At 63.3% G+C, this 22,164-nt stretch carries 21 protein-coding genes; 16 read left to right on the top strand and 5 right to left on the bottom strand.

What is annotated here, in order from left to right:
* Nucleotides 1-205 precede the first annotated feature (205 nt).
* The 3 genes from PQR42_RS25570 to PQR42_RS25560 all read left to right on the top strand — a co-directional run bounded on the left by PQR42_RS25570 (nucleotide 206) and on the right by PQR42_RS25560 (nucleotide 2,643).
* Nucleotides 206-658, top strand: a complete 453-nt coding sequence (locus PQR42_RS25570) for a MarR family winged helix-turn-helix transcriptional regulator (protein ID WP_408389756.1) — start codon at nucleotides 206-208, stop codon at nucleotides 656-658.
* A gap of 16 nt (nucleotides 659-674) precedes the next feature.
* Complete coding sequence (locus PQR42_RS25565; protein WP_408389758.1) at nucleotides 675-1,238, top strand: isochorismatase family protein; 564 nt, start codon at nucleotides 675-677, stop codon at nucleotides 1,236-1,238.
* Between the two features lie 64 nt (nucleotides 1,239-1,302).
* Complete coding sequence (locus PQR42_RS25560) at nucleotides 1,303-2,643, top strand: MFS transporter (protein WP_408389761.1); 1,341 nt, start codon at nucleotides 1,303-1,305, stop codon at nucleotides 2,641-2,643.
* Nucleotides 2,644-2,724: 81 nt separating this feature from the next.
* Here PQR42_RS25560 and PQR42_RS25555 read toward each other — a convergent pair whose 3' ends face one another.
* Entirely contained in the window at nucleotides 2,725-4,248 is a 1,524-nt protein-coding gene (locus PQR42_RS25555; protein WP_408387638.1) for a CoA-acylating methylmalonate-semialdehyde dehydrogenase, read from the bottom strand.
* A gap of 259 nt (nucleotides 4,249-4,507) precedes the next feature.
* On the bottom strand, nucleotides 4,508-5,464 hold the full coding sequence (locus tag PQR42_RS25550; RefSeq protein ID WP_408208916.1) for a LysR family transcriptional regulator: 957 nt from the start codon (nucleotides 5,462-5,464) through the stop codon (nucleotides 4,508-4,510).
* Nucleotides 5,465-5,740: 276 nt separating this feature from the next.
* On the opposite strand from PQR42_RS25550, the gene PQR42_RS25545 reads away from it, so the two are divergent.
* From PQR42_RS25545 to aroQ, 3 genes are read left to right on the top strand one after another with little or no spacing between them, the layout of a single operon-like run.
* Nucleotides 5,741-7,147, top strand: a complete 1,407-nt coding sequence (locus PQR42_RS25545) for an MFS transporter (RefSeq protein WP_408208913.1) — start codon at nucleotides 5,741-5,743, stop codon at nucleotides 7,145-7,147.
* A gap of 33 nt (nucleotides 7,148-7,180) precedes the next feature.
* Nucleotides 7,181-8,248, top strand: a complete 1,068-nt coding sequence (locus PQR42_RS25540) for a Gfo/Idh/MocA family protein (RefSeq protein WP_408387636.1) — start codon at nucleotides 7,181-7,183, stop codon at nucleotides 8,246-8,248.
* Nucleotides 8,249-8,291: 43 nt separating this feature from the next.
* Nucleotides 8,292-8,732 (top strand): type II 3-dehydroquinate dehydratase, encoded by a 441-nt coding sequence (gene aroQ / locus PQR42_RS25535; RefSeq protein ID WP_408208908.1) that lies wholly within the window; start codon nucleotides 8,292-8,294, stop codon nucleotides 8,730-8,732.
* A 61-nt stretch (nucleotides 8,733-8,793) separates the two neighbouring features.
* Here aroQ and PQR42_RS25530 read toward each other — a convergent pair whose 3' ends face one another.
* The gene (locus PQR42_RS25530; protein WP_408387634.1) at nucleotides 8,794-9,882 is read right to left on the bottom strand and encodes a hypothetical protein; all 1,089 of its coding nucleotides are present in this window, start codon (nucleotides 9,880-9,882) and stop codon (nucleotides 8,794-8,796) included.
* Nucleotides 9,883-10,082: 200 nt separating this feature from the next.
* Here PQR42_RS25530 and PQR42_RS25525 point away from each other — a divergent pair, with 200 nt between their 5' ends.
* From PQR42_RS25525 to PQR42_RS25515, 3 genes are all read left to right on the top strand, one after another.
* Entirely contained in the window at nucleotides 10,083-10,988 is a 906-nt protein-coding gene (locus PQR42_RS25525) for a LysR family transcriptional regulator (RefSeq protein ID WP_408387632.1), read from the top strand.
* Nucleotides 10,989-11,124: 136 nt separating this feature from the next.
* Entirely contained in the window at nucleotides 11,125-11,796 is a 672-nt protein-coding gene (locus PQR42_RS25520; RefSeq protein WP_408387630.1) for an HAD family hydrolase, read from the top strand.
* A 20-nt stretch (nucleotides 11,797-11,816) separates the two neighbouring features.
* Nucleotides 11,817-12,956, top strand: a complete 1,140-nt coding sequence (locus PQR42_RS25515) for a DSD1 family PLP-dependent enzyme (protein WP_408208897.1) — start codon at nucleotides 11,817-11,819, stop codon at nucleotides 12,954-12,956.
* An 83-nt stretch (nucleotides 12,957-13,039) separates the two neighbouring features.
* Here the strand turns inward: PQR42_RS25515 and hpaR are convergent, their stop codons facing one another.
* Nucleotides 13,040-13,447: a homoprotocatechuate degradation operon regulator HpaR gene (gene hpaR, locus PQR42_RS25510; RefSeq protein ID WP_408209301.1), complete on the bottom strand. Its 408-nt coding sequence runs from the start codon at nucleotides 13,445-13,447 to the stop codon at nucleotides 13,040-13,042.
* 180 nt (nucleotides 13,448-13,627) lie between these two features.
* Between hpaR and PQR42_RS25505 the strand changes: the two genes are divergently transcribed.
* The 7 genes from PQR42_RS25505 to hpaI all read left to right on the top strand — a co-directional run bounded on the left by PQR42_RS25505 (nucleotide 13,628) and on the right by hpaI (nucleotide 19,713).
* Nucleotides 13,628-14,401: a fumarylacetoacetate hydrolase family protein gene (locus PQR42_RS25505; protein ID WP_408387629.1), complete on the top strand. Its 774-nt coding sequence runs from the start codon at nucleotides 13,628-13,630 to the stop codon at nucleotides 14,399-14,401.
* Nucleotides 14,398-15,156: a fumarylacetoacetate hydrolase family protein gene (locus tag PQR42_RS25500; RefSeq protein WP_408387628.1), complete on the top strand. Its 759-nt coding sequence runs from the start codon at nucleotides 14,398-14,400 to the stop codon at nucleotides 15,154-15,156. The genes PQR42_RS25505 and PQR42_RS25500 overlap by 4 nt, the downstream gene beginning before the upstream one ends.
* A 24-nt stretch (nucleotides 15,157-15,180) precedes the next feature.
* Nucleotides 15,181-16,638, top strand: coding sequence for a 5-carboxymethyl-2-hydroxymuconate semialdehyde dehydrogenase (gene hpaE / locus PQR42_RS25495; RefSeq protein WP_408387627.1), 1,458 nt, complete (start codon nucleotides 15,181-15,183; stop codon nucleotides 16,636-16,638).
* Nucleotides 16,639-16,781: 143 nt separating this feature from the next.
* Entirely contained in the window at nucleotides 16,782-17,645 is an 864-nt protein-coding gene (gene hpaD, locus PQR42_RS25490; RefSeq protein ID WP_408208886.1) for a 3,4-dihydroxyphenylacetate 2,3-dioxygenase, read from the top strand.
* Between the two features lie 17 nt (nucleotides 17,646-17,662).
* Nucleotides 17,663-18,064 (top strand): 5-carboxymethyl-2-hydroxymuconate Delta-isomerase, encoded by a 402-nt coding sequence (locus PQR42_RS25485; RefSeq protein WP_408208883.1) that lies wholly within the window; start codon nucleotides 17,663-17,665, stop codon nucleotides 18,062-18,064.
* 20 nt (nucleotides 18,065-18,084) lie between these two features.
* Nucleotides 18,085-18,888: a 2-oxo-hept-4-ene-1,7-dioate hydratase gene (hpaH, locus tag PQR42_RS25480; protein ID WP_408387626.1), complete on the top strand. Its 804-nt coding sequence runs from the start codon at nucleotides 18,085-18,087 to the stop codon at nucleotides 18,886-18,888.
* Between the two features lie 21 nt (nucleotides 18,889-18,909).
* On the top strand, nucleotides 18,910-19,713 hold the full coding sequence (hpaI, locus tag PQR42_RS25475) for a 4-hydroxy-2-oxoheptanedioate aldolase (protein WP_408443187.1): 804 nt from the start codon (nucleotides 18,910-18,912) through the stop codon (nucleotides 19,711-19,713).
* Between the two features lie 53 nt (nucleotides 19,714-19,766).
* Here hpaI and PQR42_RS25470 read toward each other — a convergent pair whose 3' ends face one another.
* Nucleotides 19,767-22,100, bottom strand: coding sequence for a diguanylate cyclase (locus PQR42_RS25470; protein ID WP_408387624.1), 2,334 nt, complete (start codon nucleotides 22,098-22,100; stop codon nucleotides 19,767-19,769).
* Nucleotides 22,101-22,164: the final 64 nt, after the last annotated feature.

Here is a 22,164-nt window from a genome sequence, read left to right as displayed (position 1 = left end):
TTGTCTCCTTTTGTAAACCTAACGGTTGATATTTAACACTATAGTTAAACAAATCGAGAAAGCAAGGACGACATCAGCAATGATTCAATCCTCGCCGCACCGCCTCGTTCTGTTGACTTTCATTCTCCCCACGCCGCCTCCCTCATCTTGACTCCAGCCAGATACGAAGGTAACCTTCGTAGGTAACCTTCACATCTGTCATGGCATGAGCAAGAGCGATCTACCCGCCGATACCGAAGCCCTGCACGCCATGGCGGAAGACCTGCGCGTGCTGGTCGGCAAACTGCGCCGCCGCTTGCGCGAAGAGTCGCATCTCGGCGATTTCACCCCTTCACAGGTGCAGGTCCTCGGCTTGCTGGAGCGCGAAGGTCCGGCAACGGTCACCGCGCTCGCTCGCGCTCATGGCATGCGTCCACAATCCATGGGCGAAACGCTTTCGGCTCTGAAAGCCGCCGGCCTCGTCAGCGGTGCGCCCGATCCGAACGACGGCCGGCAAACGGTCCTCTCCCTCACACCCGCCTTTCGCAAGAAGATCAAGGCAAGCCGCGCGGCGCGCGAAGACTGGCTGTTTCGCACCATCCAGACGCGCTTCTCGGCGGCCGAGCAACGACAACTCGCTACCGGCGTCGACTTACTCAAACGCCTCATCGACTCGTAACTCTCAGGAGCACCTCATGGCACTCACCACGCTCGACGCAAAGACCGCCCTGGTCGTCATCGATTTGCAGCAAGGCATTGTCGCGCTGCCCACCGCGCATCCCACCGGCGAAGTCGTCAAGCGCTCGGCCGTCATCGCCGACGCGTTTCGCCGCCACGGCCTGCCCGTGGTGCTCGTCAACGTGGCCGGCGGCGCGCCGGGCCGCGCGGAACAGGCGCGCCACGTCGGCGACTTCCCCGCCGGCTTTGCCGACCTCGTGCCCGAGATAAACGCGCAGCCGTCGGATCATCGGGTCACCAAGCGCACCTGGGGCGCGTTCACGAACACCGATCTCGAAGCCTATCTGCGCGAACAAGGCGTCACGCAAGTGGTGCTCGTGGGCGTGGCCACCAGCATCGGTGTCGAGTCCACCGCGCGCTACGCAAACGAACTCGGCTTTAACGTCACGCTCGTCGTCGACGCCATGACCGACCTCAATGCGGACGCTCACACCAACAGCATCACGCGCATCTTTCCGCGTCTCGGCGAAACCGGCACGACGCAGGAAGTCCTCGAGTTGCTTGAGCGCTCGCGCGCATGATGCCGAGTTCGACCACACCTCGCAGGCTGCGCCCCGGCCTAACCCCGCACATGGAAACAGCCCGGTGAAAGGCACGTTCCGTTCGCTGCGCAATTTCAATTACCGGGTCTGGGCGAGCGGCGCGATCGTTTCCAACATCGGTACGTGGATGCAGCGCACGGCGCAGGACTGGCTCGTCCTCACGGAACTCACGCGTCACAATGCGACCTCCGTGGGGATCGTCATGTCGCTGCAGTTCGGCCCGCAAATGCTGCTGTTGCCGCTCACCGGTTATGCGGCCGATCACTTCGACCGTCGCAAGCTGCTGTTCGCCACTCAGGCAGCCATGGGTTCACTCGCATTGGGCCTCGGCATTCTCACCGTCACCGGGCTCGTGCAGTTGTGGCAGGTCTACGTGTTCGCGGGATTGCTCGGCTGCGTCACCGCGTTCGACTCGCCGGCACGCCAGACCTTCGTGTCGGATCTGGTCGGCGAGGACGATTTGTCGAACGCGGTCGGGCTGAATTCCACCTCATTCAACGCCGCGCGCATGATCGGGCCCGCGGTCGCGGGACTGCTGATCGCTTCTGTGGGCACCGGTTGGGTGTTTCTCATCAACGGGCTTTCCTTTGTCGCCGTACTCGGTTCGCTGCGCATGCTGCGGTTGAGCGAACTGCATCTGAAGCCTCGCGCGGTGCGCTCACGCGGCAGTTTCGTGGAAGGCTTCAAGTACGTCTGGAAACGTCCCGATCTGAAGGCCGCGCTGTTGATGCTGTTCCTGATCGGCACATTCGGCCTGAATTTCCCGATCTTCATCTCGACGATGTCGGTCACTGCGTTTCATGCGGGCGCGAGCGAATACGGCGTGTTGAGTTCGACCATGGCGATCGGCTCCGTGACCGGCGCGCTGCTCGCCGCGCGCCGGGCCAAACCGCGCATGGCGCTGCTGCTCGGCGCGGCGGGCGTGTTCGGCCTGGGCTGCACCGTGGCCTCGTTGATGCCGACGTCCGTGCTGTTCGGCCTTGCACTGATGGCGATCGGCGTGTCGACGCAAACCTTCACGACGTCCACCAACAGTCTCGTACAACTCACCACCGAGCCCGTCATGCGCGGCCGGGTGATCGCGATTCTGCTGGCGATTGCGTTGGGCGGCACGCCGCTCGGCGCGCCGGTCGTCGGCTGGGTCGCGGACCATTTCGGCCCGCGCTGGGCGCTCGGCGTGGGCGCGGCTTCGGGTTTTGCGGCGGCGGTCGTCGGCTTGCTTTATCTCGTGAAGTATCGCCAGTTGCGTGTGTATTTGGAGGGCGGGCGTCTGCGCTACAGCGTCGACGATCCGCGTCAGGCGGCCGCTTACGTCAGCGCCGCTGTCGCGGTGCAAAACGCTGTGTTGAGCGAAGCGGAAGAAGACTCGTCTTCGGGCGTTTAACGCGCCTGAGCTGGTCCTCACGCAAAAAAGCCGCGCCTGAATCAGGCGCGGCTTTCTCATTGCAACCAACCCACCGATAACTTACTTCGCCACCGGCATCGTAAACTCAGCACCCTTTGCGATGCTGTCCGGCCAACGCTGCATGATGCTCTTGTAGCGCGTATAGAAGCGCACTCCCTCTTCGCCGTAAGCGTGATGGTCGCCGAACAGCGAGCGCTTCCAGCCGCCGAACGAATGCCACGCCATCGGTACCGGAATCGGCACGTTGATGCCGACCATGCCCACTTGAATCTGCCGGCCGAACGCACGCGCCACACCGCCGTCCGACGTGAAGAGCGACACGCCGTTGCCGAACTCGTGCGCGTTGATCAGTTCCACGGCGCTCGCGAAATCGGGCACTCGCACCACCGCCAGCACCGGGCCGAAAATCTCTTCCTTGTAGATCTTCATGTCCGTGCCGACGTTGTCGAACAGCGTGCCGCCGACAAAGAAGCCGTCTTCACTCGCCACCGGATGCGCACGGCCGTCAACGATCAGCTTCGCGCCTTCCGCCTCGCCCGACGCGATATAACCCGCCACCTTGGCCTTATGTTCGGCGGTAACCAACGGGCCCATTTCCGCGTCGAGATGTTCGCCGTTCTTGATCACGAGCGATTTGACGCGCGGCACCAACTTCTCGATCAGCTTGTCGGCCACGTTGCCGACCGCTACCGCCACCGAGATCGCCATGCAGCGCTCGCCCGCCGAACCGTAGGCCGCGCCGATCAGTGCGTCGACCGCCTGGTCCAGATCGGCGTCCGGCATCACCACCAGATGATTCTTCGCGCCGCCGAGCGCCTGCACGCGCTTACCGCGCTTCGACGCTTCCGTATGAATGTATTCGGCGATCGGCGTGGAGCCCACGAACGACAGCGCCGCGACGTCCGGGTGATCGATCAGCGCATCCACGGCCACCTTGTCGCCGTTGACGACGTTGAACACGCCGTCCGGCAGACCGGCTTCCTTCAGCAATTCGGCAATCCGCAGCGACGCCGACGGGTCACGCTCCGACGGCTTCAGCACGAACGTGTTGCCGCAGGCGAGCGCGACCGGGAACATCCACATCGGCACCATGACCGGGAAGTTGAACGGCGTGATGCCCGCGACCACGCCCAGCGCCTGACGCAGATTCCAGTTGTCGATACCGCCGCCGATCTGGTCGGTGAAATCGGTCTTCAGCAGGTTCGGAATGCCGCACGCGAACTCGACCACTTCGATGCCGCGCACCACTTCGCCTTGCGCGTCCGTGAACACCTTGCCGTGTTCGCGTGTGATCAGCATCGCCAGTTCGTCGTGATGCTTGTTCAGCAACTCCTTGAACTTGAACAGAATGCGCGCGCGCTTGATCGGTGCGGTTTCGCTCCAGGCGGGAAAGGCGGCCTTGGCGGCCTGCACCGCTGCATCCACTTCCTCGACCGACGCCAGCGCCACCGAACCGGTCACCTTGCCGGTGGCGGGATTGAACACGTCCTTGAAGCGGCCGCTGGTCGGCGTGGCCGGCGCGCCGCCGATGTAGTGGCCCAACTGCTGCACCGCCAGCTTCGCTTGTTCGTTCACTGCATTCATGTCCTTACCTCGTGTTCGGGATAAACCACGGCGCGTCACCACCGGGCCATAGGCAAAAAATCGGGCTACGTCGCGCAGCGCCAGAGCGGCGATCCGCTCGTCGGCAGGCTCCATCGAGACCTGCCAACTGTATCGACGGCGCCGGTCATATTCCCGATACAGCCGGATAAAACCGCGCCTCACTGTATTGTTTTTTGCGTGGCAACTGTATTGGAATACGGAACTCATCCGGGCGTCAGTCAGGTGACGGCGCAACCCGTCAAAAGCCGCCCACGCCGCGCGTCACCAGCGCATACGGCCCGCTCGTCAACTGTTCCCGGAGAAATTCGATGCACACCTGGATCTTCGCCGACGACGATAGACGCTCCGCCGTCACGGCCCACACGTCGGCGGACTGCAGGTAGTCAGGCAGCACGCGCACCAGTTCGCCGGCGCGCAGGCTCTCGGCCACGTCCCAGATCGACACCATCACCACGCCGTAGCCGTCCTTGGCCCACTGCACGACGATATCGCTGAGATTGGACGCCACGGTGCCCGTCACCTTCACACTCTTTTCGCCGTTCGGACCGCTCAGCCGCCAGACGCCGAAGCGGTCGTCACGTCCGCGAAACAGCAGGCAGTCGTGCTGGGTCAGCTCGGCCAGTTCGAGCGGCGTGCCACGCCGTTCCAGATAGTCCGGCGACGCGCAGAGTATTCGCGTGCTCTCCACCATCTTGTGCGCGATCAGGTGCGGCTCATGCACTTCGCCCACGCGAATGTCGATATCGAAGTTCTCGCCGACGAGATCGGCGCGCCGGTCCAGCAATTCCAGCCAGATCTCGAGATTCGGATGACGCTGGCGCAGCAAGGCGAGAATCGGCGACACATGCTTGCGGCCGAGCCGCAGGCTCGTGCTGATGCGCAGCAAGCCGCGCAACTCGGTGCGGCGATCGGCAAACGCATCGGCCATGCCCTGCACGTCGTCGAGTATTTTCTGCGCCCACTGCAAAGCGGCTTCACCGTCGCTCGTCACGCTGACCCGGCGCGTGGTGCGCTGAAAGAGCTTCACGCCGAGACCGGCTTCCAGCATGGCAATGCGCTTGCTGACATGCGAGGGCGACAAACCCATTTCCGTCGACGCCGCCACGAAACTGCCCCGGCGCGCGATGTTGCAGAACAACTGCAGGTCGCGCAGGAAAGACTCATTGCTGGCTGTGAGCGCATTCTGATTTTCCATTTGGCCGCATTGTGTCCGTGCAGAACCACATTACCCTAGCCTTAACGAGCCGATCGGGCAAGCCACGCCGGTCGGTTGAAATATTCGGGACACCCAGGCACTGGTTAACCCTGTACCGCCGCTCGATTGGTGCGCTGCACACAGCAACGTTCGAGCATCCGGAAACAGGTCACGCTGGCCGTGTCCCGGTAAGTCCTGGCTTGCATAGTTTTGCTTTCAGGACGCCAATGAATCAGCCGTAGAAGCTGATCCAAACATTTCTGTTCAGGAGACAACATGGAAACGAATACACCAGCAGACGGCCACGAGCACCGCTCGCAGGCTCGCAAAGCAACCGCCAGCGGCTGGATCGGCTCGGCACTCGAGTACTACGACTTCTTCATCTACGCTCAGGCAGCGGCCCTTATCTTTCCACAGTTGTTCTTTCCATCGGGCAATCCGAAGATCGCCATCGTGGCTTCGCTCGCCACCTACGGCGTGGGTTATGTCGCGCGGCCGATCGGCGCGGTGGTGCTCGGGCATTGGGGCGACACCCACGGCCGCAAGAACGTTCTGCTCGTCTGCATGTTCCTGATGGGCTTCTCGACGATGGCAGTTGCCTTTCTGCCTACCTATCACAGCGTCGGGCTGCTCGCGCCCGCCCTGCTGGTGGTGCTGCGCCTGATCCAGGGCTTCGCCGTGGCCGGTGAAATCTCGGGCGCGAGTTCGATGATTCTCGAACACGCACCATTCGGGCGGCGCGGTTACTACGCCAGTTTTACCCTGCAAGGCGTGCAGGCGGGCCAGATTCTCGCCGCCGCCGTGTTCCTGCCGCTCGCCTACTTCATGGAAGAGAGCTCGTTCAATTCGTGGGGCTGGCGCATCCCGTTCCTGATGAGTGCCGTGGTGCTGATCGCGGGCTACTACATTCGCCGCGAAGTCCATGAAACACCCGCCTTCGCCAAGGAAGACGCGAGCGGCAACGTGCCCAAATCGCCGATTGTCGAAGCTTTCCGCTACAACTGGCCCGATATGGTGCGCGTGATTCTCTGCTCGTTGATGAACGTGATCCCGGTCGTCGCCACCATCTTCGGCGCGGCCTATGCGGTGCAGGCGTCGTACGGCATCGGTTTTTCCAAGAGCGTCTATCTGTGGATTCCGGTGATCGGCAACATCGTCGCCGTGCTGGTGATTCCCTATGTGGGCAATCTGTCCGACCGGATCGGCCGGCGCCTGCCCATCGTCGTCGGCGCGCTCGGCGCGGGTCTGCTCTCGTTCGGCTACCTGTACGCGATCAGCATCCGCAACGTGCCGCTCGCCATGGTGATGTCGATCCTCATGTGGGGCATCATCTATCAAGGCTATAACGCGATCTTCCCGAGCTTCTATCCGGAGTTGTTCCCGACCCGCTCACGCGTCTCCGCGATGGCCATCGGCCAGAACATCGGCACGACGATCACCGCCCTGCTGCCCGCGCTGTTCGCCTATGTCGCGCCGCCCGGATCGACCAATGTGCCGCTCATCATCGGCACGATCACGTTCGCCATCACCATCGTTGCCGCGGTGACCGCATGGACCGCCCGCGAGAACTACCGCGTCAAGTTGAGCGATCTGGGCGAACCCAATGCGGTGCCGATCGATAAGGTCAGCTACGACCGGATGCGGGCCGAGACCATGGCTGAAACCAAAAAAGCCCTCGCGTAATCCATTTCGCCCGAACTTCGAAGGAATCGATCCATGAACAGGACCCGGATCGCCGTGGCCGGCGCGGGCTATATCGGCCGCGCTCACATGGCTGTCGCGCAGCAGAGCGGCACGTGCACGCTGTCGGCGATCGTCGACCCGTCGCCGGCGGTACAGGCAATCGCCAGCGAGGCCGGCGTGCCGCTTTACCGGACGCTCGAAGAAATGCTCGAACGCGACCGCCCGGACGGCGTGATTCTGGCCACGCCAAACCAGTTGCATGTGGAGCACGCGCTGACCTGTCTCGCGGCCGGCGTGCCCACATTGCTCGAAAAGCCGATCGCATCCACGGTCGACGAAGCGGAAACACTGGTCGCCGAAGTCGAGCGCTGCGGCGTGCCGTTGCTGATCGGACATCACCGCGCACACAGCCCGATCATGGCCCGAGCCAAACAACTGATCGACGAAGGCCGGCTCGGCAAACTGGTCGCGGTGATGGGCAGCGCGGTCTTTTTCAAACCGGATGAGTACTACGCCGACGCCCCCTGGCGGCGCGAGCCGGGCGGCGGGCCGATCCTGCTGAACATGATCCACGAGGTGCACAACTTGCGCATGCTGTGCGGCGATATCGTGGCCGTGCAGGCGTTTTCGTCGCACGCCACGCGCGGCTTTCCGGTCGAAGACACGGTGGCGATCAACCTGCGCTTCGCGAGCGGCGCGCTCGGCAGCTTCATGCTGTCGGACACGGCCGCGAGCGCGCGTAGCTGGGAACAGACGTCGCAGGAAAACAAGGCTTATCCATCGTATCCGGACGAAGACTGCTATGTGATCGCGGGCACCTTCGGCTCGCTCGCCGTGCCCACCATGCGCCTGAAAACCTATGGCAAGGCCGAGGACCGTTCGTGGTGGAAGCCGTTCCAGGTCGGCGTTGCCGAGATGACTCGCGACGATCCGCTCAAGCTTCAGCTCGAACATTTCGTGCGCGTCATTCGAAAAGAAGTGGAACCGCTCGTGAGCGCCCGCGACGGCCTGCAGAATCTGCGCATTACCGAGGCGATCGTCGAAGCAGCCAACGCCGGCTCCGTGGTCAACACGACGCCCGCGGTCGCCGCGGCGCATTGATATCGCATCGCCTTTACTGAACCCATTACTCCAGGGACGCCCCATGAAAACGTTCGTGATGCTTCACGGCATCAACCACAATATGTTCGGCAAGCGCGACCCCGCGCAATACGGCACCGTGACGCTCGCCGAAATTGACAACAGCCTGCAGGCATTGGGCAAGGAACTGGGCGTCCAGGTCGAGAGCTTTCAGACCAACAGCGAAGCCGCCATGTGCGAGCGCATCCACCAGGCTTTCACCGACAATGCCGACGGCGTCATGATCAACGCCGGAGCATGGACGCATTACAGCTACGGCATTCGCGATGCGCTGGCGATCCTGACGGTGCCGGTGGTGGAAATTCACATGTCAAACATCCACGCGCGCGAAGCGTTCCGGCATGTTTCCGTGTTTGCGGAAGTCGTCAAAGGGCAGATTTGCGGCTTTGGCGTCGACAGTTATCTGCTGGGATTGCGGGCGGCTGTGTCGGCGGCGGCCGCTTAAACAACGGTGAATTTGCGTCGCCGCGTTCGGGGTCGTTCACCGTCGCGCGGCGAATGCTCCATCAGCGCCATGCGTCAGTCAATTCATTGGCCAGCACCATCTTCTCGCGGATCACTTCGACAAAGGCGGCGTCGGCAGCACCCTGTGCCTTGAGGAATTTGAGCGCGGCGGAATGCACGGTGCGCATCGCCCGTCCGTCGATTCCGCTCATGCGCGCCGCGCCGCGACGCGTCTCCTCCACCAGATCGCGTGCGCTGCCGAAGTCGGGCGACAAACCGCTCTGCGTTTCGAACCCGGCGCGCAAACTGGCCGCGTAATCGCGCGAGGTTCCAAGCCGGTCCATATCGATCAGCAGATCGACACCGTCCGCCATGCGCAACGCGCACAGAATCCACAACGCGACGAGTGCCCGATATGCGTTATTGCCTTCCGCCGTGCGCGCATAGTGCTCACAAGCCATCGCATAAGCGTCGTCCGAAGTGGGCGCCACAGGCGGCAGGCTCACGCCGCAGATCTCAATGGCCTGCCTGACTAGCGGCTCTGATTGATTCAGCCCGAGCACGCGAAACGGCGCAGCCACGAAAAACGGATTGCTCCATTGCTGACTGAGCAGCCACCCCGAAGCGAACTGCGAGGCCGGATTTCGCAACACGCCCACGTGCATGGCCTGCGGAAAAGCCTGCTTCAGCCACGGCAGCCGGCCGGACGAGCGGCAAAACTTGAAGACCGGCACGCTGCCTTGTTCGGTGGTGCGCTCGCACAGATTGCGTAGATAGGGCTGCAATGCGGCAAATTCCGCATCCGGTACGCTAGCGAAGCGATCGAGACTGAAACCCCTGCGGTATCCGTCCACACCGCGAGCGCCTTCGCGCAGAAACGGACGATATTCGTCGAAATACGGCGCGTCAAGTGGCGGGTGGCCCGACGTCAGCGTGGGACGCGACGCGGACACATCGGCAAGGCTCAGGTCCGCGAGCACGTTGCTGAGCGGCTCATAAAAGCCGGTCACGCTGTCGAGTTCGCGCAGACGCGACCAGACCCACGTTCCCGCGCTACGCCAGCCGGTGTGCAGAAACACCGCCTGTTTCAAGGCGCTGTTCCGCGCGGCATCGTTTGACGGGCCATTCGACGGCTCATTGGACAACGGCATGTGGACTTCTCTTCAAATGAAAGCAACAGGTAATCGGCGCAAACGCATACTTTAGCGGCTCGCGCCGCCGACTGCATGACAGAAGCATCACTTTACCTTGCAAGCCGCACCGCATTTGTCGGCGCGTGTGCCAGACTGAACTGGAACCGCGCATCCAAACGCTTTAAGCTGCCAGACTTCCGAACTCAAACGTCGCTCACATGAACGATTCGGCCGATATCCGCTTCCTGTTGACGCTGCGCGAAAGCGGCAGCCTGATCGCCGCGGCGCGAAAGCTGGGCTTGTCGCCCTCCGCGGTCACGCAGCGCCTTCAGCAATTGGAAAAGAAACTGGGCGCGCAACTGGTGAACCGCACGGCGCGCCGCCTGCAATTCACGGAAGAAGGCACGCTGCTGTGCGAACGGGGCGCCGACCTCGTCCAGCAGTTCGACGCGTTGTTCGAAGACCTGCAGATACGTCGCGGCGGACTCGTCGGCACGCTGAAAATCAATGCGCCGCTGGGGTTCGGGCGGCGGCACCTCGCGCCCGCGATTGCCGATTTCCAGCAGCAGAATCCGGATGTCGACGTCGCGCTCACGCTATCCGACAAGCCTCTGACCGAGACGATGGACCGCTTCGATATCGTCGTGCATATCGGCGAGCTGCCGGTGTCGAATCTGATCGGCTACACGATTGCACCGAATGCGCGTTTCGTCTGCGCCGCGCCCGCGCTGATCAAGCGAATCGGCACGCCGGATTCTCCGGATGAGTTGAGCAGGCTGCCCTGCATCGTGCTGCGCGAGAACAACGAAGATGTCTCGCTGTGGCAGTTCAGTAAGGGCCGCACGCGCCGCAGCGTGCGCGTGTCTGCTCATTTGAGTTGCAACGATGGCGATGTGATCCGTCAGTGGGCATGCGAAGGACGCGGCGTGATCCTGCGCTCCGAATGGGACGTGGCCGACGACCTTGCGAAGGGCAAGCTCGTCCGTTTGCTGTCGGGATGGAAAGCACCCGATGCCGACGTCATGGCGCTCACGCATCAACGCGCGGGCCTGCCGGCGCGCACCCGCCATTTCATGCAGTATTTGCAAAGCAGGTTCAGGCCGCAACCGCCCTGGCGGCGATAAATGTCGCAACGCGCTTGCAAGAAGACGCAAACTGAATCATTCAATCAGACTGAATCTATGAGTTAATCCATCTGAACGTTGTGTCGCTGATGAAACTTTATAATCAGCTCATCGTCCGCTGCTGGTCAAATCAAACATGACTCTCGCCCTCGCGCCTGCCGCCTATCCCAAAGCGGTCCTGTTCGACCTCCTGACCGCCCTGCTCGACTCGTGGACCTCATGGAATCGCGCGGCCGGTTCCGAACAGGCCGGCCGTGCATGGCGCGCCGCCTATCTGCGGCTGACCTACGGCTGCGGCTCATACATTGCGTATGAACAACTGGTGCGCGGAGCCGCCGCACAAGTCGGTCTGCCCGAATCCGCCGCGCTCGCGCTCGAAGCGGACTGGCTGACGCTCACGCCGTGGAGCGGCGCCCTCGACGCGCTGCAAACGCTCGCGCCGCATTGCAAATTGGCGGTCGTCACCAACTGCTCCACGCGTCTCGGCACACAGGCGGCCCATCTGTTGCCGGTCCGCTGGGACGCGATTGTCACCGCCGAAGAAGCCGGCGTGTATAAACCGGACCCGCTGCCGTACCGCCTCGCGCTCGAAAAACTCGGCGTGCAAGCTCATGAAGCAGCGTTCGTGGCCGGCTCCAGCTACGACATGTTCGGCACCGCCGCCGTCGGCTTGCGGACGTATTGGCACAACCGCGTCGGCCTGTCACTCGTAGACGGCGCGCAGCCGCCCGAGATCGAATCACCAACGCTCGACAAACTCGTTCCGTGGCTTGCCCAATTCGGCACAAAGCAGCATGACCTTGCATGACCCCATTTCCCGGTGAAAGCATGAAACTCGACCAGATTGAAACCCCAGCCGCATTGATCGATATCGCACGGATGCAAAGGAACATCGCGCGAATGCAAGGGCATATGAACACGCTAGGCGTCGCGTTTCGTCCGCACGTGAAGACCACCAAATGCATCGACGTGGTCCGTGCGCAGATTGCCGCCGGCGCGCGCGGTGTCACGGTGTCCACGTTGAAGGAAGCGGAGGCGTTCTTCGCCGCCGGTGTCGACGACATTCTGTACGCCGTCAGCATGGCCCCCTCCAAGCTGCCGAGAGCGCTCGCGCTGCGCCGCCAGGGCTGCAATCTGAAGCTCGTGGTGGACAATCCGACCGCCGCCTCGGCCATCGCCGCATTCGGCGATCAACACGGCGAAACCTTCGAGGTGTGGATCGAAGTGGATACGGACGGGCACCGCTCAGGCATCACACCGGAACAGGACACGCTGCTCGAAGTCGGCCGGATTCTGCATGAGAACGGCGTCAAGGTGGGCGGCGTGATGACCCATGCCGGTTCGAGCTACGAGCTCGATACGCCGGAAGCGCTCGCCGCGCTCGCTGAGCAGGAACGCGCGGGCTGCGTGCGCGCGGCGCAGCGGTTGCGCGAAGCCGGCATTGCATGCCCGGCGGTCAGCGTCGGCTCGACGCCGACTGCCCTCGCCGCCACGCAGTTAGAGGGCGTCACGGAAGTGCGCGCCGGTGTGTACGTGCTGTTCGACCTCGTCATGCACAACGTCGGCGTGTGCGCGCTCGACGACATCGCGCTCAGCGTGCTCGCCACCGTGATCGGTCATCAGGCCGACAAGGGCTGGGCGATTCTCGACGCGGGCTGGATGGCGATGAGCCGGGATCGCGGCACGTCGAAGCAGTCGCACGATTTCGGCTACGGCCAGCCGTGTCTGCTGAACGGCACACCGCTGCCCGGCTACGTGGTCAGCGGCGCCAATCAGGAGCACGGCATTCTGTCTCCGATAGTTGAAAACGCGGTCGCCGGCGACGATGTCACGCAGCGCTTCCCGATCGGCATGAAACTGCGCATCCTGCCGAATCACGCGTGCGCCACCGGCGCGCAGTTTCCCGAGTACCACGCGGTGGCGCCGGACGGCAACAGTGTGGAGTGGCGGCGCTTTCAGGGCTGGTGAAGCGAGGGGCGCGAGCGCCTGACGACAACGCAGCGAGCACCCCGAACGCAGCGGCACCCGACTCGGGCCGCTGACCCGCTACATCACTCCTCCGCTTCCTCCAGACCCGCCAGCAGATCGTCCACCGCCCGATACACGCGCTCGACGATCTCCGGTCCCACCTTGCGCTCCAGTTCGCGGTAATGCGCTTCGAGATCCTTCGAAATCACGCGCACCAATTCCACGCTCGTGTCCGTCAGCGACACCAGCACGCGCCGCTGGTCTTCGGCGAAACGCTCCTTGGTCACCAGTTCCATGCTCTCCATGCGCGCGAGCACGCCGGCCATGCTCGGGCTCGAAATCGTGCAGATATCGGAGATGTGGCGCGGCTCCATTGGGCCGTGCTCGTTGAGGGCTCGAATCACGCGCCACTGCTGTTCGGTCAATCCATGCGCGGTAATCAACGGACGAAACCGCTCCATCATTTTTTCTCTGGCGCGCAGCAACAACATCGGCAGGTTGCGGTGCAAAACTCGGGTCGAGGCGGAAGCGGACATGTTGGAAGATGATTAAAAAGCAGCCGTCGAAGCTTAAGGGAAAACCCGCGATCAGCCGACAGGCTATTGACCATGGATGATATCAAGCGCAATACTACTAACATGTTAGTGTTTTTGCCGAGAGACAGCTAATTTATGTTTGCACTTGCCGATCATCTGTTGCATCCCGAAGGCGAGGCGTTGCCGCGCGATGTGGATGCGCGCACCGCGGCCGCGCTGCTCGCACGCGGCACGGCCTGCCGCGCGCCGGTTGGCGGCGCTGTCTACGGAACCTTGCTGAACGACCGCGCCGCGCTCGAGGCGCTGGGCGACGCGGTGCACGCCGCGCCATATAAAGCGCCGCCGAAAGCACCCGTGCTCTATCTGAAGCCGCGCAATACGCTCGCCGGGCACCGCGCGCGGGTCGTCGTGCCGGACGATGCGTTGGGCGTGGAAGTCGGCGCATCGCTCGGCATCGTGATCGGCCGCACTGCAACATGCGTCGGCGTCGAGCAGGCGTTCGACTACATCGCCGGCTATACGCTGGTCGCCGATCTCAGCGTGCCGCATGCGAGCGTGTACCGGCCATCGGTGCGATTCCGGGCGCGCGACGGGTTCTGCGTGATCGGACCGGCCGTGGTTGCGGCGCGTCATGTTGCGACGCCGGACAATCTGGCGATCCGGGTTCAACTCGGGTCGCGAGACGCGTTCACGGCGAGCACCGCGTCGTCGGTACGCAATGTGGCGCAACTGCTCGCGGACGTGACCGATTTCATGACGCTCAACGCGGGCGACGTCATCACGCTCGGCGTGCCGCACGGTTCGCCTGTCGCGCATATCGGCGACACGGCCACGCTGTCGATCGGCGCCATGCCGCCGCTCACGGTATCGTTCGTCGGCGCCGAAGAACAAGAAGGAGAACAGCCATGATGCGCGGCCGCGTTGCGTATGCAGGCGCGATTCACGAAGCGTATCCCGACGCCAATGGCGTGCGTCTCGCGGATGGCCGCGTGCGTCGCGAGGATGAAGTGGTATGGCTCGCGCCGATCGAAGTCGGCACGATCTTCGCGCTCGGCTTGAACTACGCCGAGCATGCAAAGGAATTGCAGTTCAACAAGCAGGAAGAGCCGCTCGTGTTTCTCAAGGGACCGGGCACGGTGGTCGGACATCGCGGCTTTACACGCCGCCCTGCCGACGTCACCTTCATGCACTACGAGTGCGAACTGGCGGTGGTGATCGGGCAAACCGCGCGCAACGTCACGCGCGAAGCCGCCATGCAGCATGTGGCGGGCTACACGATCGCGAACGACTATGCAATCCGCGACTACCTCGAAAACTACTACCGTCCGAACCTGCGCGTGAAGAATCGCGACGGCGGCACGGTGCTCGGCCCCTGGTTCGTCGACGCCGCCGATATTGAAGACGTCACGCAACTCGAATTGCGCACGTTCGTGAACGGCACGCGTCAGCAACACGGCAACACGCGCGATCTCGTCACCGACATCCCGGCGCTGATCGAATACCTGAGCAGCTTCATGACCCTCGCGCCCGGCGACGTGATCCTGACCGGCACGCCGGAAGGCGTCGTCAACGTCAATGCGGGCGACGAAGTGGTCTGCGAAATCGACGGCCTGGGCCGTCTCGTCAATACGATTGCATCCGACGCGGACTTTAACCGCGCCTGATCGACTGCACGAAAGGACAAGGCAATGCGAATCGAACATCTGATCAACGGCAAAGCAAGCGCCGCGAAAGACTACTTCGAAACTGTCAATCCGGCCACGCAAGACGTGCTGGCTGAAGTCGCGCGCGGCGGTGCGGAAGAAGTCGACGCCGCCGTACGCGCCGCCAGGGACGCGTTTCCCGCATGGGCCGGCAAGCCCGCCGCGGAACGCGCGAAGCTGGTGCGCAAGCTCGGCGAACTGATCGCGAAGAATGTGCCGGAGATCTCAGAGACCGAAACGAAGGACACCGGCCAGACGATCTCGCAGACGCGCAAGCAGCTCGTGCCGCGCGCCGCCGACAACTTCAGCTATTTCGCCGAGATGTGCACGCGTGTCGACGGCCATACGTATCCGACCGATACGCACCTGAACTACACGCTGTTCCATCCGGTCGGCGTGTGCGCGCTGATCTCGCCGTGGAACGTGCCGTTCATGACGGCCACCTGGAAAGTCGCGCCCTGTCTCGCGTTCGGCAACACCGCGGTGCTGAAGATGAGCGAACTGTCGCCGCTCACCGCCTCGATGCTCGGCAACCTCGCCCTCGAAGCCGGCATCCCGGCCGGCGTGCTGAACGTGGTGCACGGCTTCGGCAAGGAAACCGGCGAACCGCTGGTCGCGCATCCGGACGTGCATGCGGTGTCGTTCACCGGATCGACGGCGACCGGCAACCGCATCGTGCAAACCGCGGGGCTGAAGAAGTTTTCGATGGAACTCGGCGGCAAGTCGCCCTTCGTGATTTTCGACGACGCCGATTTCGAGCGCGCGCTCGACGCCGCTGTGTTCATGATCTTCTCGAACAACGGCGAACGCTGCACGGCGGGTTCGCGCATTCTCGTGCAGCGCTCCATTTATGCGCGCTTTGCCGAGCGTTTCATCGAGCGTGCGAAGCGGTTGAGCGTGGGCGATCCGCTGTCCGACAGCACCATTGTCGGCCCCATGATCAGTCAGGGCCATCTGGCGAAAGTGCGCAGCTACATCGAACTCGGCCCGAAAGAAGGCGCGACGCTCGCGTGCGGCGGCCTCGACATGCCGGAGCTGCCCGACGCCATGCGCAAAGGCAACTTCGTGCAGCCCACCGTGTTCGTCGATGTCGATAACCGCATGCGCATCGCCCAGGAAGAAATCTTCGGCCCGGTCGCCTGCCTGATTCCGTTCGACGACGAAGCCGACGCAATCAAACTCGCCAACGATATCGCCTACGGCTTGTCGAGCTACATCTGGACCGAGAGCAGCGGCCGCGCATTGCGCGTCGCGGCAGCCGTCGAAGCCGGCATGTGCTTCGTCAATAGCCAGAACGTGCGCGATCTGCGCCAGCCGTTCGGCGGCACCAAGGCGTCGGGCGTGGGCCGCGAAGGCGGCACATGGAGCTATGAAGTGTTCCTCGAACCGAAGAATGTTTGCGTGTCGCTAGGCTCGCATCACATTCCGCGCTGGGGCGTTTGAACCATCGGTGCCGGCGCATGAAGCGCCGGTGTGTTTTCGGCGCGGGCGCTTCATGCGCCGCGCAGGAGCAAGACAGCAACTACGTTGCATGCGACCAGAGTAAGGCGCTAAAGCGCCCACTCCGGTCGACACAGGAGACCGCGATGGGCAAGCTCGCATTGGCAGCAAAAGTGACTCACGTCCCGTCGTTATATCTGTCCGAACTCGACGGTCCGCATAAAGGCTGCCGTCAGCCGGCGATCGACGGCCATCATGAAATCGGCCGGCGTTGCCGCGAACTGGGCGTGGACACGATCGTCGTGTTCGACGTGCATTGGCTGGTGAACAGCGAATATCACATCAATTGCGCGTCAAAGTTCGAAGGCGTCTATACGAGCAACGAACTGCCGCATTTCATCAAGAACATGCCGTACGCGTATCCGGGCAATGTCGGCCTCGGCAACCTGATTGCCGAAGTCGCCAACGAAATGGGCGTGAAAAGCCGCGCGCACAGCGAGACCACGCTCGAACTCGAATATGGCACGCTGGTGCCGATGCGCTACATGAATGGCGATCAGCATTTCAAGACCGTGTCGGTCGCGGGCTGGTGCATGTGGCACGACCTCGACACCAGTGCCCGCTTCGGCCTCGCGGTGCGCAAGGCCATTGAAGAGCGTTATGACGGTACCGTCGCGATTCTGGCGAGCGGGTCGCTCAGCCACCACTTCGCCAACAACGGCACAGCCGAGCAGTTCATGCACAAGGTATGGAGTCCGTTTCTCGAGCAGATGGACCGCAGGGTGGTCGAACTGTGGGAAGCCGGCGACTGGAAGACCTTCTGCGAGATGCTGCCGCTCTATAACGAAAAATGCTGGGGCGAAGGCGGCATGCACGACACCGCGATGCTGCTCGGCGCGCTCGGCTGGGATCGTTACGACGGCAAGGTGGAAGTCGTCACGCCGTACTTCGGCAGTTCGGGCACCGGCCAGATCAACGCGATCTTCCCGGTTACGCCGCTGCCCGCCTGAGACACGAGGAGTCGAACGTGCCACATCTGACATTGGAATACAGCGCCAACCTCGCCACTGAAGAGAGCGTTGGACAGCTTTGCAAAACGCTCGCCCAGTGCCTCGACGCGCAACGCGAGAACGAACAGCGCATCTATCCGCTCGGCGGCATCCGCGTGCGTGCGTTGCGCTGCGAACAGTACTGCATCGCCGACGGACGAACCCACGCCGCGTTCCTGCATGCGAACCTGAAGATCGGCGCGGGCCGCTCTGAGGCCGCGAAAAAGGCCACCGGCGATGCGTTGTTCACGCTGATCAAGCAGCACTTCGCCACTGAATTCGAACAGCACGGTCTGGCGTTGTCGCTGGAAATCAATGAATTCAGCGAAGCCGGTACGTGGAAACATAACAACTTGCACGCGCGCCTGAAGGCTGAATAGCGGCACTGAGAGAATCCATCATGCTAGACGAACAGACTATCCGCGACCTCGCGGCGCAACTCGACCACGCGGAGAAAACGCGCACGCAACTGCGCCACTTCTCCGCCAGGTTTCCGCAGATGACCGTTCAGGACGGTTACGCGATTCAACGCGAATGGGTCAAGCTCAAGCTCGCCGAAGGCCACGTGATCAAGGGCCGAAAAATCGGCCTCACCTCGCGCGCGATGCAGCGTTCGTCGCAAATCGACGAACCCGACTACGCGCCGCTGCTCGACAGCATGTTCATCGAAAACGGCCAGGACATTCGCGCTGACCGCTTCATTGCGCCGCGCGTGGAAGTGGAACTGGCATTCGTGTTGAGCAAGCCGTTGAAGGGCCCCGGCGTCACGCTGTTCGACGTGCTGGACGCGACCGCCTACGTGACGCCGGCCGTCGAAATCATCGACGCGCGCATCGAACAGTTCGACCGCGAAACCAGGGCACCGCGCAAGGTCTACGACACGATCTCCGACTTCGCGGCGAATGCGGGCATCGTGCTGGGTGGCCGTCCCGTGCGTCCGTTGGACGTGGACCTGCGCTGGGTCGGCGCGTTGCTCTACAGGAACGGCGCAGTCGAAGAAAGCGGTCTCGCGGCCGCCGTGCTGAATCATCCGGCCACGGGCGTGGCCTGGCTCGCCAACAAGATCGCACCGTACGACGAAACGCTCAACGCGAACGACGTGATCCTGAGCGGTTCGTTCACCAGCCCGATCCCCGCGCGCGCGGGCGACACCTTCCACGTCGACTACGGTCCGCTGGGCGGCATCGGTTTGAATTTCATCTGAGCTCATTTGAGTCGACACGACATGTCTCTCCCGCAAAACACATTCAAACGCGCTCTTGCCGAGGGCAAGCCGCAATTCGGCCTGTGGGCCGCGCTCGCCGACGCCTACGTGACCGAGTTGCTGGCGACCGCCGGTTTCGACTGGCTGCTGATCGACAACGAGCATGCGCCGAACGACGTGCGCAGCACGCTCGCGCAATTGCAGGCGGTGGCTGCGTATGCATCGCATCCGGTGGTGCGTCCGGTGCGCAGCGACAGCGCGTTGATCAAGCAATTGCTCGACATCGGCGCACAGACGCTGTTGCTGCCGATGATCGACACCGCCGAACAGGCCGCCGACGCGGTTGCGGCCACGCGCTATCCGCCGCAAGGCATTCGCGGCGTGGGCAGTGCGTTGGCGCGCGCCTCGCGCTGGAACCGGATACCGGATTACCTGAACACAGCGGCAAACGAGTTGTGCGTGCTGGTGCAGGTGGAAACCGTGCAGGGCATGGAGAATCTGCCGGCGATCGCGGCGGTGGATGGCGTCGACGGTGTGTTTTTCGGTCCGTCGGACCTGAGCGCGTCGATGGGACTGCTGGGCAAACCCGGCGATGCCAGCGTGCGCGAAGCGATCCGCAACGGCATCAGGACGGTGCGAGACGCGGGCAAAGCGGCAGGCGTACTGGCGCCTGACCGGGAGATTGCAACCGACTATCTGGCAGCCGGCGCCTCGTTCGTCGCCGTCGGCACGGATACAGGCCTGCTGAGCCGGGCAGCGGCGGACCTGGCGGCGTCGTACAAAAAGACCGCGGCGCTGGCTGCGTCGCCCAGGGGCGGGTACTGACCGAATCCGTTCAGCGCAAACACGCGGACCCGCTGCGTGCGAAAAGGAACGCCCTATTCCCCCGCGGGCCACGGCAAGCCCGACGCCGACCAGTCCAGTTCCACGCCGATCACGGAGCGCTCGGTGGCGAATTGCAACGCCAGCGTCACCGCGATACATGGCCTGCCGCTCGCCAGCGAGAGATAAGGATTACTCGACACCGCCACGCCCGGCAACAACACCGCATTGCGAAAATACGGCCGATGATCCCAGCGCGCATCGCGCGGATTCGCCACGGGTTGCAGCGACGCCCCGTCGGTGCTCCAGGCCGGCCCCTGCACCTCATGACCGATCTGCCTGCCCGCGTCGTCGAGGATGAAACAACTGATGCAGCGCTCGAACCTCGCCAGCGAAGCAAACGCTTCTTCCATGGCCACGCCGGCCAGCAACGCGTCGGCAGCGAGCCGCAAGGCAACCCGGTAAGGCTCCACTTCGGTTTCGAACAACGCATACTGATGCGCCCGCCCCTGGGCGATCACATCGAAAGCCTCGTCGATGCGCCGATGCACCGAGTCCGGCGGCGCGATCTCTTTAGCCGGCCGCCCCAGCAGATAACCCTGCGCGAAATCCACATTCGACTCCACCGCGAGGATCAGTTCCTCCGTGGTCTCCACGCCTTCCACGACCACCAGCATCCCCGCCAGGTGCAGCAGCGACACGAGCTTCGGCAGAATCGGCTGCTCGGTGCCGTGGCCCGTCGCGCGAATCAGTTCGCCGTCGAGCTTGACGAGGTCCGGGCGAATCCTGAACAAGCGGTCGAGATTCGACTGGCCGGCGCCGAAATCGTCGACGGCAATCAGGAAGCCGTGCTCGCGGTACAGCGCCGCCGCCCGCGACATGTCGTCGACGCTGCCGCCATGCGATTCGAGAATCTCCAGAATCACGCGCTCAGGTTCGAGACCCACGGCCCGCACGATCTTCGCCAGTTGATCGGCGTAGCCTTCGGCAATGAACGTGGCCGGCAGAATGTTGAGGAAGAGCCACGCGTCATCCGGCAGCGACTTGCGTGCATGGGCCAGATGCACGACGTGACTCGCGCGGTCGAGCGCACCTTCGTCGCTCGAGGGTCTGGGCGCGAACAGCACCGCGGGCGGCACCAGCGTGCCGTCGTCCTGCTCGCCGCGCAGCAAAGCCTCGAAGCCCACCTGCTTCTGATGCGACAAACTGTAGAGCGGCTGAAAATGCGAGGTGAGGTAGTACTCCTCCCAGCGATGCCGCCGCACGGCCGCCCCGCGCTCGCCGGGCCCGTCGTCGGCCAGCAGTTGCAGCGCTTCGCGTGGCAGCGCGCGCTCGGCGCACACCCGGTTTCGGCCGGAATGCTTGGCGCGCAGCAACGCTTCGTCGGCGCGATCGAGCAGCACCATGATGCTTTCGCCGCTGCGGTGCTCTGCCACGCCGAAGCTCGCGGTCAGACGGCCGTCCGGCCGCTCGATTGCGGCAATCGCCTGGCGCAGCCGTTCGGCCACATGAAGCGCGCCGGTGAGACCGTCGCGCAGCAGCAGCGCGAATTCCTCGCCGCCGATCCGGCTCACGCTGTCGTCCGCGGAAACCTCCTCCATCAGCACCTGGGCGACCTGGTAGAGCGCATGGTCGCCGATCGCATGGCCGAAGCGGTCGTTCAAGGATTTGAAGTTGTCGATGTCGAGAAAGATCGCGCTGATCCGCGTATCCGGCGTGACGGTGTCGAGGCGGCGCTCGGCCTGCTTGACGAACGCACGGCGGTTTTGCAGGCCGGTCAGCGGGTCGGTCGCGGCGAGTTGCGCGAGTTGGCTCTCCAGCAGAAAGTGGTTGCGGCGAAACCGGTAGAAGCCGAAATGAAACACCGCGGAAGTCGGCACGCCGATCGCCACGATCCACATCCATACGACGGTGTCGACGTCGTGCGCCAGCGGCGCGCCGAATAGCAGCGCGAACGCCGTCGCATAGAACAGCACGCTGCCGGCGACGAAGTGCGTCGGCGTGAGCCACAGCGGCGCGGCGCAGATCGGTATCACGACCAGCGCGGGCAACGTCCACAGCAGCGGCTGCGCGACGCCGACGATGTTTATCGCCATGCCCACCACCAGCACCTGCGAGTAAGCGACGCCGATCAGGCCGAACAGCCACGTCGACTTGGCGCGCGGAATCGCCAGCACCAGCAAGGCGAGCAGCAGCGCGCACGCGAGCCGGTAGGCGAGCGGCGCGGCCGGGCCATCGACCAGATTGCGCGCCCCGATGAAGCACAGGAACGCGACCACGGTGAACGCCATGGTCACGGTGGACAGCGGACGCTGGTGCTCGAGCGAGCGCCGGTGAAAGCGATCGCGCAATCCGGAATCGGACGGATATGGCGTTGAGGTGGAAAGCATATTGATAGTTATCAGGCTGGTTCCGGTCACTCTGCCAATGGATATCGGCAAATGTCTGATAAAT

It is taken from the genome of Paraburkholderia sediminicola (assembly GCF_046027355.1).
Taxonomy (GTDB): Bacteria; Pseudomonadota; Gammaproteobacteria; order Burkholderiales; family Burkholderiaceae; genus Paraburkholderia; species Paraburkholderia sediminicola_B.
This window is presented reverse-complemented; position numbering and strand designations above follow the sequence as displayed.

What these genes read in the sequence shown, in the direction of transcription:
- PQR42_RS25570 (WP_408389756.1), top strand. Translation starts at nt 206, where the DNA reads ATGAGCAAGAGCGATCTACCCGCCGATACCGAAGCCCTGCACGCCATG.
- PQR42_RS25565 (WP_408389758.1), top strand. Translation starts at nt 675, where the DNA reads ATGGCACTCACCACGCTCGACGCAAAGACCGCCCTGGTCGTCATCGAT.
- PQR42_RS25555 (WP_408387638.1), bottom strand. Translation starts at nt 4,248, where the DNA reads ATGAATGCAGTGAACGAACAAGCGAAGCTGGCGGTGCAGCAGTTGGGC.
- PQR42_RS25550 (WP_408208916.1), bottom strand. Translation starts at nt 5,464, where the DNA reads ATGGAAAATCAGAATGCGCTCACAGCCAGCAATGAGTCTTTCCTGCGC.
- PQR42_RS25545 (WP_408208913.1), top strand. Translation starts at nt 5,741, where the DNA reads ATGGAAACGAATACACCAGCAGACGGCCACGAGCACCGCTCGCAGGCT.
- PQR42_RS25540 (WP_408387636.1), top strand. Translation starts at nt 7,181, where the DNA reads ATGAACAGGACCCGGATCGCCGTGGCCGGCGCGGGCTATATCGGCCGC.
- aroQ (WP_408208908.1), top strand. Translation starts at nt 8,292, where the DNA reads ATGAAAACGTTCGTGATGCTTCACGGCATCAACCACAATATGTTCGGC.
- PQR42_RS25530 (WP_408387634.1), bottom strand. Translation starts at nt 9,882, where the DNA reads ATGCCGTTGTCCAATGAGCCGTCGAATGGCCCGTCAAACGATGCCGCG.
- PQR42_RS25525 (WP_408387632.1), top strand. Translation starts at nt 10,083, where the DNA reads ATGAACGATTCGGCCGATATCCGCTTCCTGTTGACGCTGCGCGAAAGC.
- PQR42_RS25520 (WP_408387630.1), top strand. Translation starts at nt 11,125, where the DNA reads ATGACTCTCGCCCTCGCGCCTGCCGCCTATCCCAAAGCGGTCCTGTTC.
- PQR42_RS25515 (WP_408208897.1), top strand. Translation starts at nt 11,817, where the DNA reads ATGAAACTCGACCAGATTGAAACCCCAGCCGCATTGATCGATATCGCA.
- hpaR (WP_408209301.1), bottom strand. Translation starts at nt 13,447, where the DNA reads ATGTTGTTGCTGCGCGCCAGAGAAAAAATGATGGAGCGGTTTCGTCCG.
- PQR42_RS25505 (WP_408387629.1), top strand. Translation starts at nt 13,628, where the DNA reads ATGTTTGCACTTGCCGATCATCTGTTGCATCCCGAAGGCGAGGCGTTG.
- PQR42_RS25500 (WP_408387628.1), top strand. Translation starts at nt 14,398, where the DNA reads ATGATGCGCGGCCGCGTTGCGTATGCAGGCGCGATTCACGAAGCGTAT.
- hpaE (WP_408387627.1), top strand. Translation starts at nt 15,181, where the DNA reads ATGCGAATCGAACATCTGATCAACGGCAAAGCAAGCGCCGCGAAAGAC.
- hpaD (WP_408208886.1), top strand. Translation starts at nt 16,782, where the DNA reads ATGGGCAAGCTCGCATTGGCAGCAAAAGTGACTCACGTCCCGTCGTTA.
- hpaH (WP_408387626.1), top strand. Translation starts at nt 18,085, where the DNA reads ATGCTAGACGAACAGACTATCCGCGACCTCGCGGCGCAACTCGACCAC.
- hpaI (WP_408443187.1), top strand. Translation starts at nt 18,910, where the DNA reads ATGTCTCTCCCGCAAAACACATTCAAACGCGCTCTTGCCGAGGGCAAG.
- PQR42_RS25470 (WP_408387624.1), bottom strand. Translation starts at nt 22,100, where the DNA reads ATGCTTTCCACCTCAACGCCATATCCGTCCGATTCCGGATTGCGCGAT.